The following is a 17,914-nucleotide window of genomic DNA, read 5'->3' on the forward strand; positions in this document are numbered from 1 at the left end:
AAAATGCATTTTTGATCATTATGAAACAAAAAAGCATATTTTTATATTTTAAAAATATGCTTTTGATGCTGGCTTAATTTTATTATAGTTTCACGAATTTACCAACAGATTTATTATTTATTAAAATCATATAAAGTCCACTAGATAATTTAGTTAAATCTACTTGAGGCTGTATGATCGTATTCATTACGACTTGTCCAGATGTATTTACAATTCTTATATCTTTTTCGTTAATAGTTAGTCCATCAATGATAAGTATATCTCTTGTAGGATTTGGATAAAAATTGAAAACACTGGATCCTTGACTTAGATTTAATTGAGATAAATCTACTGAGAATATTGATGAAATAGCATTACAGCCAGTTTCATTAAAAACTTCTACACTATAATCTCCTATTTGATCGGGTCTATACTGAGAATCATTAGCTCCAGTTATCATTACACCATTAAAATACCATTGGTATTGTGCATATATTGATTCTACTGTTAGATTTTTGGTGTCCGGAATTGAAAGGGTAGGAGGTTGTGGGTTCTCCTCGACAATTACTTGTATTTCCGTTCTAGTATTTGTTGTACAGTTATCAAAGGACCCTGATACATAATACGTTTGACTTGTTTGCAAAGTATTAGCTTCATACGTTGCTCCTGTATATAATAGATTTCCACCAGTTGGAGCATCATACCATTCAAATTCACTATTTCCGGTAACAGTTAAAGAAGCGGATTCACCAATACAAATACTTTGATTTTCGCCAATTGGTTGTTGCGGAATATTAATAGAAATAAAATCATCTCTTTGTCTAGTATCTTCACCAGCACTATTGGATGTAGTAAGTGATACACTATACGTTCCACTATTGGCATAAGTATGAGTTGGATTCTGTTCTGTAGAAGTGTTTCCATCTCCAAAATCCCAAGAATATGTATTTACATTATTTATTGTGGTGCTATTAAAATTAACTGTAGAACAATTTGTTGCTGCTTCAAAATTTGCTATTGGTGGTTGATTATTATCACCCGGAATATATTTACCAGATATATAATAATTACCGATAGAAGAGTAATCAGAATATCCATTACTTAGATTACCCTCGCCAACACCATCAATTTCTATAAAATACGTTCCAAACGTAAGATCTAAATCAATATTAGCACTAAGACCAGAAGGGTCTGAAGTAGCAATTTCTTCTCCAATACCATTTAGAATACGAGCTTGTATATTAAGATTAGGGTTGTCTGGGCTGGGATTGAAATTGAAGGATACATTTCCTGTTTCAATTACAAAAGAAAAGATGTCCTTATCGGTACGATTATGAATAAAGCCAAAATTTTGATCAGCACTGACATTTCCATCCGTATCTACCAGAATAGGAGTTGCTTCTGCTAGAACATCTTTATGATCATCTTCTCTAAAACCGATACCATTTTGTGATCCAGCGATAATTTCTATATCATCTTGTTGTTGTGTAGCATCATCATATTCTCCCATACTCCAATGGCCTATTGGTTTGCTGGCGCTCCATCCCATTATAGGAGACCATTGTCCGTGACCAGCATAATATTCTTCTCCAGGCCTACCATCATGACTTAGTCTTAATGTATGTCCTACTTCGTGTGATCCAGTTTCTCCAGCGGCTCTTGTAGATAAGTTATATACCCAACAAGGATTATCAGTCCTAGTAGAAGAGAAAGAACCTAAATACGCTACACCACCAGAACCAGGCGCTGCGTCATTAGTAGGAGTAAAAATACACATCATTCTTTTGTTTTGTGGAGCTGCATCATATAAATCTCTTCTAGTAGTTACATTTAGGTTGAAAGCACTAAAATCTTCAGCCATTATTTTCCAAATATCTATTATTTTTTGATCAGAAAAATTTGGAGATTGCGCATTAATTGTTCCTCCACTTACCCAACTTGTTCCAGAAACGACCTCTCCATCAAAATCTAAATAAATAATTCCTGACGCTCCAGGAAGACTTTCTAATTGAGGAGGCATTCTCGAAGACGTATCATTTTTGTTTAACTGATTTTCTTCTTTAATTGCTTCAAAGTCTATACAAACTAGAGAATTAATATCAACTTCTTTTATGTATACCTTTCCTAGATCATTCGTGAAAATTTCATACCCCGTTTTATTATTTCTAAGCACTAAAGTCCCATCTATTTTATCTTTTGTTTTATATATTGTAAAAGTGGAGAGTTTTTCGTTATCAATACTTCCGATATAAGTAGTTTGATCATCTTGAACCTCTTCTACTTTAGTTGTTAAGGATACAGAAGCATTTTTTGCAGGTAAACTAATAGAAAAACACCTTGATTTAGTAGTAAGATTTTTAATAAGACCCTCCACATTATCTGCAATTAATTGTGAAGAATTTTGCTGCGCATAAGTAGCAAAAGTATTAATTATAAAAAGGGTTGAGATGAAACTTTTGAGGTAGATTTTAATCATTTTTAGATTTCTTTAAATCATTAATTAGTATAGGTTTATTAGTTTTTTTAGTAAAATGGTTATGCGTTGATTAATAATCAACATAACATCTCTGAAAAGAGTTTATTGTTTGAAAATTGATAAATAAAAACTCTCAATATATCATTAAGAAAATATTGAGAGCTTTCATGGCAATAACACTTAAAATTTTTAAGAGATACTTATTATTCTTTCCAAAGGAATTATTGTAGCTTGTTTTAGAATTACTTCCTTATCAGTAATTCCCCAAATAGTGGTTTCTACTTTTTTTAAACCTTTACTATCAACAAATACAATTCTTACTTTTTGACGCTCTAAATTTCCTAACGATAGTGCTCTTTGTAATTCTAGAATTCTATCTATTTGATCTTTTCTTTTATTAAGGACATCCTCTTTTGGAAATGTTAGGAACTTTATTTGTTCTTTTTCTATAGGCTGGGGATTTATGTTTGGGGACATAGGAAAAAAATTAGGTTAATTTTGGGGTTTGTATAATCTGTTAAGATTATTAATTATGCTAAATATATGTATTTTATCTTACAAAAACTGCATTTAAACGATTTTTTTACTTAAAAAATTATCAATACTATAAGAAATAGGTGTCATTTGATATTTAAATTTGGTTGGAGACAATCTAGGTAAGACGTTGATGACTTGTTTATAAGTATCATTAATATTAGTTCAATAAAATAGATAGTTTACTTAAATTTCGAGGCTTATAAAACATAGAAAACTTGGAAGAATATTTAGCTGGATTGAATGATGCACAACGTGCTCCTGTACTGCAGAAAGATGGCCCTATGATTGTGATTGCTGGTGCTGGATCAGGAAAAACGAGAGTTCTTACTTTTAGAATAGCTTATTTGATGAATCAAGGAGTAGATTCATTTAATATACTGTCTCTAACCTTTACCAACAAAGCAGCACGGGAAATGAAGAAACGTATTGCTGATATTGTTGGTGCAAGTGAGGCAAAGAATTTATGGATGGGAACGTTTCATTCTATTTTTGCTAAGATATTAAGAATAGAAGCTGATAAATTAGGATATCCATCTAACTTTACTATTTATGATACGCAAGATTCTCAGAGACTAATTTCTTCAGTGATTAAAGAAATGGGATTGGATAAAGATATTTATAAATATAAACAAGTACAGTCTCGTATTTCTTCTTATAAAAATAGTTTGATCACGGTAAAAGCATATTTTCAGAATGCTGAATTAGTGGAAGCAGATGCCATGGCAAAAAGACCGCGAATGGGAGAAATCTATCAGCATTATGTTGATCGATGCTTTAAAGCAGGTGCTATGGATTTTGATGATTTATTACTTAAGACTAATGAATTATTAAACCGTTTTCCAGATGTTCTAGCCAAATATCAGAATCGTTTTAGATATATATTGGTGGATGAGTACCAAGATACAAATCATTCACAATACTTAATTGTAAAAGCATTATCAGATAAATTTCAGAATATATGTGTAGTAGGGGATGATGCTCAAAGTATATATGCTTTTCGTGGAGCAAATATTAATAATATTCTAAATTTCCAGAAGGATTATGATAATGTACAACAGTATAGATTGGAGCAAAATTATCGATCTACAAAGAATATTGTTGAAGCCGCAAATTCTATAATTGACAAAAATAAAACAAAACTTGATAAAGTTGTTTGGACAGCTAATGATCCTGGTCCTAAAATATTAGTAAACAGGTTGTTGACTGATGGGGACGAAGGTCGATATGTAGCAAGTTCTATTTTCGAAAATCAAATGCAGCATCAACTGACTAATGGTCAATTTGCTATTCTTTACCGAACAAATGCACAATCCAGGGCTATGGAAGATGCACTTCGAAAAAGAGATATTAAATATAGAATTTACGGGGGATTATCGTTTTACCAAAGAAAAGAGATTAAAGATGTTTTAGCATATCTTAGGTTGATTATCAACCCAAAAGATGAAGAAGCTTTAAAGCGAGTTATCAATTACCCAGCAAGAGGAATAGGAGCTACAACTGTGGATAAACTGGTAGTAGCTGCCAATCATTATGATCGATCTATTTTTGAAGTTATAGAAAATTTGGATCGTATTAATCTTAAGATTAACAGTGGTACAAAAACTAGACTTGAAAACTTTATGAATATGATCAAGAGTTTTCAGGTAACTAATCAGAGTTCCGATGCCTTTGTGTTATCTGAAATGGTCGCTAAAAATACTGGTTTACTACAAGAACTTAAAAAGGACGGTACACCTGAAGGAATTGCCCGTATTGAAAATATAGAAGAACTGTTAAATGGTATTCGTGATTTTGTTGAAGAACAGAAAGAATTAGCTGACGAGACAGGAACTTTGGCTGAGTTTCTAGAGGATGTAGCGTTAGCTACAGATTTAGATCAAGATACTGGAGATGATGATAGAGTAGCTTTAATGACTATACATTTAGCAAAAGGATTAGAGTTTCCGTACGTGTACATTGTAGGTATGGAAGAGGATTTATTTCCTTCTGGGATGAGTATGAATACCCGATCAGAGTTAGAAGAGGAAAGAAGACTGTTTTATGTAGCACTTACAAGAGCCGAGAAGCAGGCATATTTAACTTATACACAATCTCGCTATCGATGGGGGAAATTAGTAGATGCAGAACCTAGCCGTTTTATAGAAGAAATTGATGATCAATATTTAGAATATATCACTCCAGTCGATACTTATCGTTATAAACCTTTAGTGGATACTGATATTTTTGGCGAAGTTGATAAAAGTAAATTAAGACTTAAAAAACCTGTTTCTGGATCACCTCCGGTTTCTCATAAACCATCAGAAGAACAACTACGTAAATTACGAAAACTAAGACCTGTGTCTAATGGAACAACAAGTACTCCTAAAACAAATCTTTTTGATGGAGATTTAGTACCGGGAACTATTGTAGAACATATGCGTTTTGGAAAAGGGAAGGTTCTTCAATTAGAAGGAGTAGGGCAAGATAAAAAAGCTGAAATTAATTTTGAGAATGGAGGTATAAAAAAGCTTTTATTAAGATTTGCGAAGTTAAAAGTGATAAGTTAATACTCGCATTTTTGTCTTTTAAAATTATAGTATTAAAAGATTTTTATTTGATTGTCAATAGCTTATAGATAGTCTTTAGATATCCTTAAAAACTTGTTTTTACTGGTTTATTAATGTTGTTATTTTTATAATTTGTTAATTCTTTACTTCAATAATTAAAGAATTTTAAGAACTAGGTTTGTGAGTTAACAAAACAGATTATTTGTTATATTCCTTGCTAATTTTTTAATCATTCTTCATAATTTTAACTCTATAAGAATTAAATATCAACACTCAATCGTTTTCGTGTAAAATCGATTCTTCGATAATTATATTTTCCCGTTTTTTTTTAGAAATATTTATTACAACGTTTGAGTAATTCCCTTATAAAAGGGATGTTTTCTAGAGCGTCTTTTATTAACACACAAACCAAACTTAATTATGAGAAAATTACTCTATTTAGGGGTATTATTGTGCTTATGTATACCTAGAGTAGGTAGTGCACAGTCAGAAAGAAATCTCCCATTTTCTTGGGACAATCTTACAGTTTATTTCCTTATTACAGATCGTTTTAATAACGGAGATACTACTAATGATTCTAACTTTGATCGATTTCAGGATAGTGGAAACAATGAATTGGATTTCCATGGAGGAGATATTTCTGGAGTTACACAAAAACTTGAAGAAGGATATTTTGATGAGCTAGGAGTTAGTGCTATTTGGGTTACACCAGTTGTAGAGAATAGACATGGATTTAATAATCCACCTGCAGATGATCCAGCATTCAGAGATTATCCATATCATGGATATCATACAAATGATTGGACAGCCTTTGACCCTAATTTTACAAGTGCTGAAGATTTTGAAGAGTTTATTGATACGGCACATGATCACGGAATAAGAGTATTGGTAGATATTGTAATGAATCATTCTGGCTATAGAACATATAAGAGTGTAAATGGACAGTTAGAGTTTGTCGATGAAGATTATCCTTCAGATTGGGTACGATTACAATGCGGAACTGAGAATGGAGAGCTTCCTTGTGATGATTTAACAACTCCTCTTTTTGGCTTACCGGATATTAGAACGGAATCCTTTAATACAGTTAATCTTCCGCAATGGTTATTAGATAAGTGGGATGTAGAAGGCAGAAGGCAACAAGAAATAGATGAATTGGATGCATATTTTGCTAGAACAGGGAAACCTAGAGCTCCGAGATATTACTTAATAAAATGGTTAACCGATTGGGTTAGAGAATATGGAATTGATGGATTTAGAGTAGATACCGAAAGACATGTAGGTGTTGATGCTTGGGCTGAGCTTAAAGATGAGGCTGTTTCAGCGTTAAAAGAATGGAAACAAAACAATCCAACTAAAAAATTGGATGATTTAGATTTTTACATGACTGGAGAGCATTCTGGGGTAAATATAATAGGTAATGTTGGAGATCAATTACCAGATGATTTTACCGTAGGAAAATTCAATAGTATGATTAATTTTCGTTCTCCGAAAGAAGCTTATACCGATTTAGGTCAGGAAGAAATATTTAGTTCTTTTGCTGCAAAACTAAATAATAATGATGGTGGTTTTGGTACCCCCGGAGAGTACAACATGATAAGCTATCTGAGATCTCATGACTTTAGTGAATTCTACACGGGTAATATGTTTGAAGGAGCTGTAAAGTTATTGTTATCTCCAGGTGGAGCGCAGATTTATTATGGTGATGAATCGGGACGTCAGTTTTTTAATGCTACAACATATGTGGATGCTGGCTATCGTTCTGATATGAATTGGGATTCTATAGATGATGCCATGTTATTACATTGGAGGAAATTAGGAAAGTTTAGAAGAGAACATATTTCCATCGGTGGAGGTTCACATCAGAAACTAAGTGATGCTCCTTATATTTTTAAGCGTGAATATAATCGTAATGGTCAAAATGATAAAGCATTAGTATTCCAGGGTCAAGATAATGACTTCGAAGGAGTACTTAATGTTTTCGGAATGTGGCCAGATGGAACTGTACTTAAGGATTATTTTTCTGATACAACGGCAACAGTCTCTGGCGGAACTATAACTTTTGGAACAACTTTTGGAATTGTTTTGGTTGGAGAGCCTTTTGACCTTTCAGATTCTGTTACATTATCTGTAAATCCAATTTCAGGAGTTTATACTGATACTGTAACTGTTGAAATGAATGGATCTACAACAGCTTCAGGTTCGGCTACATCTATTTTTTATACTACCGATGGTTCTAATCCTACCGCATCCAGTACTTTATATTCTTCATCTTTTGATATAAGTAATACGACTATTATAAGAGCGATAGCTATCGATACAGAAGGAAATGAATCAGAAGTTATTACACGTAACTATGTAATAGGTGATGGAGAACCGTTTAATGTCTATTTTAAAAAACCATCTAGTTGGTCATCTGCAAATATTTATTTATTTAATCAAAATACTGGAGATGCACTACCTGGATTTCCAGCTTGGCCTGGAGTTATTATGAATAATGTAGAAGGTACTCCTTGGCTTACTTATAATATTGATCAGGATGTACAGGTTGGTATTGTTTTTAATGATAATGGTGGAGATCAAACAGACGATTTAACAAGAGTAACAGAAGGTTGGTATGATAATCAATGGTTTGATAGTTGTCCAAGTGAATGCCCTACTATTTCACAACCTCCAGTGTTGACAGTTTCTCCGGACTCAGGTACATTTATTGGAAATGTGCAAGTTAGTATGAATGCTACTAATTCTGGAGTTATATATTATACCTTGGATGGATCAGTTCCTGATGTTACAAGTACTTTGTACGATGGATCTTTTATAATATCTGAGGTAGGAATTACCGAATTAAATGCAATTGCTATAAATAGTACGGGAAGTTCTGCAGTAATTAGTAAGAATTATACTATCCAAGATGTATCTGGATATACGGTTAATTTTAGAAAACCTGATAATTGGAGTACAAGTTATATTTATTTATATGATAGAAATGCGGATGCAGCAATTCCAGGGTTTCCTGCTTGGCCAGGAATACAAATGACTCAACTAAGTGATTCTCCTTGGTATTCTTATACAATTGAAGAATCTGTTGAGGTTGGTATTGTTTTTAATGATAACGGAGGATCTCAGACGGATGATTTGGTCAGAAGAACAGATGGTTGGTATAATAGCAGTTGGACAGATACCTGTCCTGGAGAATGTCCGGGAGTAATTGTTGATACTTCATTTGATGTTTATTTTAAAAAGCCTTCTTCTTGGAATACTGCTTTTATTTATTTGTATGATAAAAATGCAAATACTTCGATATCTGGAGCTCCGGCTTGGCCCGGAGTAGAGATGAATGAGATTATTGGATCCCCTTGGTATTCTTATGTAATTGATGAATCTGTTGAAGTAGGAATTGTTTTTAATGATAATGGAGGATCACAAAGTAATGACATATTTAGAACTAGTAATGGTTGGTATGATAATCAATGGTTTGATAGTTGTCCCAATGAGTGTCCATCTGTAGATGATATCAAAGGCTCTTTTTCCGATAAAGTTCCGGGAAATGACTCATTGCAGCTAGTAAAAGCTTGGCCGAATCCTTTTACTGAATCCTTGACATTATCTTTTACCGGAAATATGAATGATAATCGTGTTAGTATAGAAATATTTAACCTTGCAGGAAAGAATACGAATACTACACTTATCAAGGATAACAAAACAAATACAATAACCATGGATACAGCAAACCTTCCTAAAGGGATTTATCTTCTAAAGATAATTTCTAATAAGAATGTGAAGGTGATGAAAATGGTTAAATAGATTATTATTTTATTGAAATAAATAGAAACCTGTTAGGGAATATCCTTAACAGGTTTTTTTTTGATTAAATATCAAGTGTGTTTTTAAAATGAGTACTTTTTTTAAGTTAGTAAAGTAATTTTGGAATATTTTTTTAACGATGTAATTATTTGTTTTTCAGTAGTTTATTTTTGTTTTGTTTGAGTTAGGAAAAGTTTGGCACGCGTTTTGAAAATTACTAAGCAACTGATAGGGCAATAAAAATATCGGTTGAAAAATGTTTATTAATTTAAAAAAAGGAAATCATGACAAATTTTATTTCATTAAAAATCAATTGGAGTATATTAAGAAAGTTTTTACAAGAATTACCAGCGGCTAGTAGTCATGCAATTCATAGATAGACTTTTACCAATTTAAACCCCAAAACAAAATGTATACTACATACTTTTAACAACTGGATATGAATCTATTTTATATCCAGTTTTTCTTTTCTATTGGATTGGGATCAAATAATTTCTCATTTATTTTTTTAGTCTAATTAATCTTTTTACGGGTAATCCTTATTTTTTTTAGTAACGAACCGTTGATAATCATAGTGGTTTTCAGGGGTATATTTTCACTGAATATCTGGTTGATCTAAGAGGTGTTGTTTTCTAAATTTGGAATAACCAAAAAGAACTATTGTTTATTCTTCGAAACCTAATTTATTGTCATTGAATACATTTAGTTAATAAGAATAATAGCTTGTTACTTTAATTGGTTACACAAATTAATCTTAAAACTCAGCAATGGCACTTCAATCTAATATCCAAATTTTTATTGGGGGAGTTTCTATAAAAGCATTTAAGAAACTTACACTTAAGCAAGAAATAGACGATCATCATACACTAGAAATTTTATGTCGTAAAGATGTTTTAGAAAAGGTTTCTGATCTTTATGAGGATGAAAGCAATGATTTTTTAGGGCAAACTATTATTATTTCTATTTCATCATTAGATTCCGTTAATGTTTATAAAGAATTAAAGTTTAATGGCGTTGTTACAGAAGTAAAAGTGACCAATGGGTTTCATCAATCCATGGGAGATTCTATTTTAATCAATGCTAAAAGTAATTCTATACTTACAGATGATGGGCCTCATTATGCATCATTTAGTGACGAAAACCTAACATCCATTCTTACGGATGTTTTTCAGAAATATGATCGTTCAAAATTAAATACTACAATAACTACAAGATTTAATAATCCATTGCATTATTGTGTGCAGCAAGGAGAAAGTAGTTTTCAATTTGCGAGTAGGCTATCCGCTCAATACGGAGAATGGTTTTATTATGATGGCGAAAATTTAATATTTGGAGAACCTCAAAATTCAGAAGAAGTTGCACTAACTTATGGGTTTGATCTTCAAGAATTTTCTAGACGTTTACAGCCTAGATCTAATAGTTATTCTTTTTTTACTAATGATTATCTAAGTAATGAGAAACATGAAGTTGGCACTTCAGAAATTACAAGTTCTATTAATGGGCATAATGGATTTGCTTCGAATAAAAGCAAAGAAATGTTCCCTCATAAAACACAAGTATTTTTAAATACTTATAATGATACTCAAACTAAACAAAGACTTGGTAATTTAGTAAAGGAACAAAAAAAGGCAGAAGAAATTAAACAGGTAATTATTACCGGTAAAAGTGATAATCCTGGTGTTAGTTTAGGAAGAATAGTAAAAATAAAAGAAAAAAATAACGATCAAGGCGTTTATAGAATTATCAAAATAACGCATACAGCAACCGAAAATGGGAAGTATATAAATCTTTTTGAAGGAATTGCAGTAGATCAAGATGTATATCCTAATACAAATATCTTTAAGATACCTAAAAGTGAGACTGAGGTCGCTACAGTTACCGCTAATGATGATCCAGAAGGAATAGGTAGAATAAAAGTACAATTAAATTGGCAAAAACCGCTGGGAGTTTACACGCCTTGGCTTCGTGTAATGACTCCGCATTCTGGAGGAGATAAAGGATTTCATTTTATTCCAGAGGTAGGAGAAGAAGTATTAATAGGTTTTGAGGGAGGAAATGCAGAGAGGCCTTTTGTCATGGGCGCATTGTATAATGGATCTGAGAATCCATCAGGATGGAAAACGGATAAAAACAATGTAAAAGCTATTAGAACTCGAAGTGGCCATACCATTGAATTAAATGATACTGATAAAGGGGAGTTTATTACTATAAAAGATAAGAATGAAAATCTAATTCATATTGATACCGCAAATAATAACATTACCATCACTGCATTGGAAACCATGACATTGAATGCAAAGAATTTTGAAATGAATGTTAAAGAGGATGCTTCATTTAATATTGGTAGAGATACAACAATTTATACAGAAAGAAATTTTGATACTTCTTCTTCTAATCATACAAATACAGTAGAAAGTAAAATGAAAAATACTATAGGAGGTGATTTAATTCAGAATAGTGGTAATGCAGAAATTCAGAGTAAAAGAAATATGAAGATTGCTTGTGGAGCAACAGCTTCTTTTCAAGGCGGAGGAAATGTAAAAATTAGTAAAGGATAAACGTATTTTTTTAACACATAAGTCATGATCCCAAGTAAATATAGATTTAGAACACAAGAGATACAATTAAATATTCCGAAACAAGGAATGCATAAATATTTGATAGAAAGTACAAATTTTATTAATTATTCTGGAGAAATACGTTGTTCTCGGAAGAAAGAAGTTTCTCTTTCTATGGAATACAATGAGGACCAACCATACATTCGCTTTGTGAATGTTGAGATTGAAAATGATAATTTTCAATTCTCTGACGGGTCCTTTGCAATGCAAGATATTATAAAAAGAACGGCTTCAGTTTATAATAAACTTAATTTACAAGTATCTTATAAAGGGCAAATTTTATCCATAGATAATATAGAAGAACTACAAGAGAATTGGTATAAAATAAAAATGTACTTTGAAAGTAAGTATAAAGGAAATCAAATACAGCGTTTCATTTTAAAAACAGAAGCGATATTAAATTCGGAAGAAGAGATTATAAAAGATATTTCTCTATATCATAATTTTGGAGGATTAATAAAATCGATCTATCAAAAATATAGTTCTGATTCTTGTAGTATTACTTCACAGTATTTATCTACAAAATACGGAAAGGTCTCTACAGAAGAGGATGTTTTATTACAATCAGCAAAGGAAACAGAAGATATTCAATTACAATTACAAGCTCATTATCCCAAAAATAAAGAATATGTTTCAGTAAACGGAACTTATAATTTTAAAGGGATACTTGAATCTTGGTTGCAGCGAGCTGTAATTTCTAGTATAGAAAAATATGGCAGACAAGAATATCATAATACCGTTAGTATAATTCAACTATAATAATGGCAGGGCAATTTGTAAAAAATGGAGCTACTTTAAAATGTCCTCTATGTTCTAGTAGCGGTACATTAATCGTATCACATACTCAAGTGCAATTACAAGACACTCCTTGTGCAACAAATGGAGATCGAACTAAGTCTAATCTTGTTTTTGGAGGGGTTTGTAAAAAATGGCGTAAAAGCCCACCGCCTTGTGCAAGTGTAATTGCTCCGACTCAATGGAAGGGAATTGCGACAGATGTAGAAATTGACGGAGAATTTATGTTAATAGAAGATTCTACAATTACCTGTAGTACTGGTGGCGTCGATATTGGTATTGATGATACTGCTCAGATGGATGTTCCAACAGATTTGCCAGATACTGAGAATGCCGTGCTAAAAAAGTTTTTGGTTAATATAAGAAGACCAGATGATTATAAAGGCGAATATGGTTTTGATTGGTTACGAGAAGAATATATTCATCCAATTGAAACTATAGTATATGATAATGGAAGGAATTCTTTTTCTGGACCTTTAAACCAACAACTACCTATATGTAAAAATGTAGAGGATCTAAAGAATGAATATAAAACAAAAGATGTAGTGAATCCGATTACTCCTTATGGAGAAGAGTATTATCCGGCATGGTTATCCATTTTTCCTAATGTCTCTTATAATGGAGTAAATGAGGTAAAGTTAAATATAGAAATAGAAGAGATAGAACCATTAGAAAATGATGCTACTCAAATTATTTTTGAATCAGCTAATGATTCACTTACAGTCACTCCATCGCAAATAAGTTTAAGTGAACTTTTGGGAGAAAAGCAAACTAGGGATTTAGGCACTACTACCAAGATTTTTTACGTAGCTGAAAAAGTAATTACAATAAAATGTGAAGGAAATCCTTTGGAAAATCATGAAGAAATAAAAATCTATGCGGAGTTGGATGGAGAAAAGGAAGAAGTAGGGAAATTAATGATATATCAAAATGATGCTATTGCCTTGATGGAAATTGTAATAGTAGATGTTAGTATCGGAACCCCCCAGAATAAGAGTACGTCTTTTATAAAACCTTTATTAGAGCATTCTTTTTCGCAAGCAATGATTCAACCTGTCGTTATGTCCTTGACAAATTTTGATATTACTTCATTACCCGATGATAATGAAGAGGTATTAGATTTTAAAAACACCTATTTACAAAATTCTGGAATAATCCAAGGAGGTTTAGAAGTTATTGTAGGTTTTGAAGATGCATTTCTTAGTTTGTTTAATCGTTATGGAAACACAGGGTTAACACATAGGATAAATAGTAACCTATCTAAAAAAACGTATATATTTTTAACACCTTTTCAACTAAAACATCCAGATACAGGAGAAGATTTAAGAGGAATGGCTTATATCGGAGATTTTAATAATCCAGCAAATCCAGGATGGGGTAATTCTGTGCTTATGACCCCTTTTGGTCTTTTGGATGACTCTAATGTGATACACGAGTTAGGACATTCATTGTCATTACCGCATACTTTTGAGGAATATTTTGCACGACCATTTACTTTTTATCAGGGTTTTACAGATAATCACATGGATTATTTTAATCAATATCACCCTGATCCTAATACTATTGGAGGTGCAAATCCAAATAAAGAGAATATGCATTCATTTTTTAAATGGCAATGGGATATTATGAGAGGAGATAAAAGTTTGGTGTACGACAATAACAATATAGAATAAGATTATGTAAAAAAAATACGCTTAAAACCTATGAATCATGTCTGGACAATTTGTAAAAAACGGAGCTACCTTAAGCTGTCCGCTCTGTTCTAGTGATGGAGTACTTGTTGTATCACATACAGAAGTGCAATTACAAGATACACCATGTGCGACTAATGGAGATCGAAACAAATCGAATCTTGTTTTTGGAGGAGTATGCAAAAAATGGAGAAAAAGTCCACCGCCCTGTGCAGGTGTAATTGCTCCTAAACAATGGCAAGGAGTTGCTAGTAATTTAGAAATCGATGGAGAGTTTATGTTGTTAGAAGACTCTACAATTGGATGTGCAACGGGAGGAGTAGATATCGTAATTAAAGATACCGTTCAGATAGACGTCCCTACTGATTTACCTGAATCAATGCTACAAGATATAGAAGTGCCTTTTTATGTAGAACGTTATAGAATACCAGGATTAAATGAAGATGGAAGTGCAATTGCCAATGATATGGCCTATGGTTCAGGAGTACCTAGTACGTTGATTTATTCAGAAGAGGAGATACAAGCTTACAAGCAAGAATATGAGCAGGATGGTTTTAATGATACAGAACATATAGAGTTCGCAAATGGAGATAGGATTACAGATAAAGCAATATATAAGACTGAAGAAATAACAGAAATAAGACCTATTTTATTTAATCTTACCAGGTTGAATTTTGATTTTATGCTCTTTGATGATTTTAGAATTATGGCTTTTCAACTTTCTTCAGGTGCATTAAGAGAAAATATAGCATCTATGATTGATAAGTTTCAAAATAATGAAGGAGGGATTTATGAGAATGATGAACTTAATCAAGCGGCTATCGAGAGTTCTGCAACCGAAAGATTTTGTGCGGCTTTAGAAAATGACATTACACAACGAATACAGAATAGGGGAGGAAATATTGCGGCGGCAGAAGATACATCTATAAGATGGCAAAGAAGACAGGGTGCTTCTCCTTCATTTGCTAGAGGAGAAGATAACAATCTTTTTAGGGGGTTAACAATTGCTGTGAATGATATTTGGAGTTACGAAGTAAGTGTTATTGAATATACTAAAAAAGAAAACGGTTATGATATCAAATATGAGGTGATTTATTGGGATCATTTTGGGTTGGATTTACCGGATATGCAAAAGTTTTATTCACTAGGAGCAGGATTTAGAGGATGGTTTTTCTTACAACATGTGAGAGGTTATAAACCTTTTTTGACAAAGATAACTTTTGAAAAAGAGTTTTTTGTACCTGTTTCCTAATTGGTAAATATTCTTTGAAGAGTGTTAGAAGGTAAATAACAAAATAGTTGATACTTCTCTAGAAATAAGAGGTGATCTTTTATGATTCTATAGATAAAGAAATATAATATTATATCATAAGAAATTATGGGTGAACATATTCAAGAAGCAATTAATGCAGCACGACAATTGATAGAGGCTCGTTCTAAAAGAATTGAGGAGATTAATCGCAATTGGGCTGATTATGCAAATCAAACAACTTTAGCTACTAATGAAGGAGAAGAAGCCCTACAGGATGCGTATTTTGCTGAGAAAAAAGAACGGGAGGTACCAGCAAATGATTCTTCAGAAACAGAACCTGAAACATATACAGTTGTAAGTGGCGATACTCTTGGTAGAATAGCGAATAGTTATGATGATGTAAGTGTGGAAGATATAGTTCAGGCCAATTCATCGTTAGATTCAGCTGATGAGATTGGTGTCGGAGATATCTTAATTATACCAAATGTAATTCCCATGATTACTGAGGTATATTACAATCCTACAAACATAGTAACTTTGGGTAGTGACACCTATATTGTAGTAAAAGGTTTTGCATTACAAGGTAAAGAAGCGACAATTCAAGTTTTTGAAAAAAGTCCTTTTTTATTAATGGAGGCTGAAGATACTCCGTTGACATTTTTAGAATATGGATCTTTGGATCCAGAAGGAGATGACTTGATCAATGAAAACCAAACAGAATTTAAAGTTCAATTTAATGATCAGGGAGAAGCAATTGTAAAAATACAACTAAGACCAAAAAAGGAGGATCCAGATACAGTTTATTTAGAATGGCAGGAGAAATTTATACCCAAAGAACCCGAAGAAGGAATGACATTGCCGCCTCCGACTCAAGAAGAAATACAAATAATTGAGCCAGAACAACCATTAACTTTCGGAAATGGTACTCCTGGAGAAGATGTATTATCTCCTACGAATCAATCAGCGAATTTTCCTCTTCCTGGGGCAAAACAGTCATTACCTCCAATTATAGATTTTTTATGGTTAAAAGTAGAAGTAGCTGGAGATAATGGCACTTATGAAAGACGCTTTCCTGAAGAAAGAGGAGAATATTTTAGATTAGAAGTTAATAAACGTGCTCCTTGGATGGAAATTGCTATTAGAGAAGCAAAAAAGGCGAGAGGCATAGTAGAAGGAATAGAACCAATGTATACTATGGCCAAAAATTACTTGCGTTTTGTAGGAAATCCTTTTGAACCAACAAGTTCGAGAAATGGACCCTGGTGTGCTGCTTTTATGAATTGGTGTATGGAAGAAAGTGGTCATAATTATGCATTAAGCGCTAGTTCTTTAGCCCCAATCCATGAAAATTTTGATAAAAATTTCAAACAAATAGAAGTGCCTGTTTATGGATGCATAGTAGTATATGCGAACATTAGTCAATGGAGAGGTCATACAGGTTTTTTATTTGGAATGGCAACTAATGGCGATTACATCCTTTTAGGAGGAAATCAAGATAATTCTATAAAACTAGCTCCTTACGGAGAATCAATAGGAAGTAAAAGACTTTATGGATTTTATGTCCCAGCTGACTATGAGTTAGGGTTCAATGATCAATTAACGGATAATGACAGAAATATAGACATTTCAAGAATACATACGGAATGGGGGATAATCCCGTCTGAAGATAAACAGGAGGTAGAATGATTATGAAAAATAAATTATACTTGTTTTATTTTTTGATCATAAAATTGTTAGTTAGTTCCTGCACTAACGTAACTATTAATTCGATCATCAGTGAAAAAAGGACAATAAAAAAAGGAAGTATTAAAAATTATCAAAGCTGTATTAAATTTTCAGATAGCTTAAAGGTTAATGAATTTGTTGTTAATTATATTAATCATATTTATAGTAATGATCTAATCGCTTTATCTGAAAAGAATAGTTATCCTTTAAAATTTATAGGTTCTAAAGTTGATAGTAAAGAAGAGTTTTTATTAAAATTCAAAAACTCAAAATCTAACCTTAATTCCATATTCAATATTGAAGTGTTTAATGAAAAAGATATCTTAATAGATTCTATAAGCTCTAAAAATACCGAAATTCTTTATAAAGATGATTTAAAAAACAAAAACTGTAAGGAAGTATTTATAGGCTTTAAAACTGGGTTATACCTAAAAATTAATAAGAGTAATAGTAAATATAAAATAATGGTAATAGATTTTGCTGGGTAAATAACT

General features: G+C 32.2%; 10 protein-coding genes. 8 read left to right on the forward strand and 2 right to left on the reverse strand.

The window, feature by feature from the left end; translation table 11 throughout:
* Positions 1–82: 82 nt before the first annotated feature.
* Together H526_RS0117225 and H526_RS0117230 are read right to left on the reverse strand one after the other, a co-directional pair.
* Positions 83–2,455, reverse strand: a complete 2,373-nt coding sequence (locus tag H526_RS0117225) for a PKD domain-containing protein (protein WP_027394150.1) — start codon at positions 2,453–2,455, stop codon at positions 83–85.
* A gap of 189 nt (positions 2,456–2,644) precedes the next feature.
* The gene (locus tag H526_RS0117230; protein ID WP_035085904.1) at positions 2,645–2,932 is read right to left on the reverse strand and encodes a hypothetical protein; all 288 of its coding nucleotides are present in this window, start codon (positions 2,930–2,932) and stop codon (positions 2,645–2,647) included.
* A 275-nt stretch (positions 2,933–3,207) separates the two neighbouring features.
* Here H526_RS0117230 and H526_RS0117235 point away from each other — a divergent pair, with 275 nt between their 5' ends.
* The 8 genes from H526_RS0117235 (at position 3,208) to H526_RS0117270 (ending at position 17,908) form a co-directional block, all read left to right on the forward strand.
* On the forward strand, positions 3,208–5,538 hold the full coding sequence (locus tag H526_RS0117235; RefSeq protein WP_027394152.1) for an ATP-dependent helicase: 2,331 nt from the start codon (positions 3,208–3,210) through the stop codon (positions 5,536–5,538).
* Between the two features lie 420 nt (positions 5,539–5,958).
* Positions 5,959–9,339: a starch-binding protein gene (locus H526_RS31035; protein WP_051336213.1), complete on the forward strand. Its 3,381-nt coding sequence runs from the start codon at positions 5,959–5,961 to the stop codon at positions 9,337–9,339.
* 767 nt (positions 9,340–10,106) lie between these two features.
* Positions 10,107–11,897 carry a type VI secretion system Vgr family protein gene (locus tag H526_RS0117245; protein ID WP_027394153.1) on the forward strand — a complete coding sequence of 597 codons (1,791 nt, stop codon included), beginning with the start codon at positions 10,107–10,109 and terminating at the stop codon, positions 11,895–11,897.
* 24 nt (positions 11,898–11,921) lie between these two features.
* On the forward strand, positions 11,922–12,716 hold the full coding sequence (locus H526_RS0117250; RefSeq protein ID WP_027394154.1) for a hypothetical protein: 795 nt from the start codon (positions 11,922–11,924) through the stop codon (positions 12,714–12,716).
* A 2-nt stretch (positions 12,717–12,718) separates the two neighbouring features.
* Positions 12,719–14,425: a PAAR-like protein gene (locus tag H526_RS29455; RefSeq protein WP_051336214.1), complete on the forward strand. Its 1,707-nt coding sequence runs from the start codon at positions 12,719–12,721 to the stop codon at positions 14,423–14,425.
* A 37-nt stretch (positions 14,426–14,462) separates the two neighbouring features.
* Entirely contained in the window at positions 14,463–15,695 is a 1,233-nt protein-coding gene (locus H526_RS0117260) for a DUF3289 family protein (RefSeq protein ID WP_027394155.1), read from the forward strand.
* Between the two features lie 126 nt (positions 15,696–15,821).
* The gene (locus tag H526_RS0117265) at positions 15,822–17,381 is read left to right on the forward strand and encodes a LysM peptidoglycan-binding domain-containing protein (protein ID WP_027394156.1); all 1,560 of its coding nucleotides are present in this window, start codon (positions 15,822–15,824) and stop codon (positions 17,379–17,381) included.
* Entirely contained in the window at positions 17,378–17,908 is a 531-nt protein-coding gene (locus tag H526_RS0117270; protein WP_035085906.1) for a hypothetical protein, read from the forward strand. Before H526_RS0117265 ends, H526_RS0117270 begins: the two co-directional genes overlap by 4 nt.
* The last annotated feature ends 6 nt before the right edge of the window (positions 17,909–17,914 follow it).

Source organism: Aquimarina latercula DSM 2041 (assembly GCF_000430645.1).
GTDB classification, from domain to species: Bacteria; Bacteroidota; Bacteroidia; order Flavobacteriales; family Flavobacteriaceae; genus Aquimarina; species Aquimarina latercula.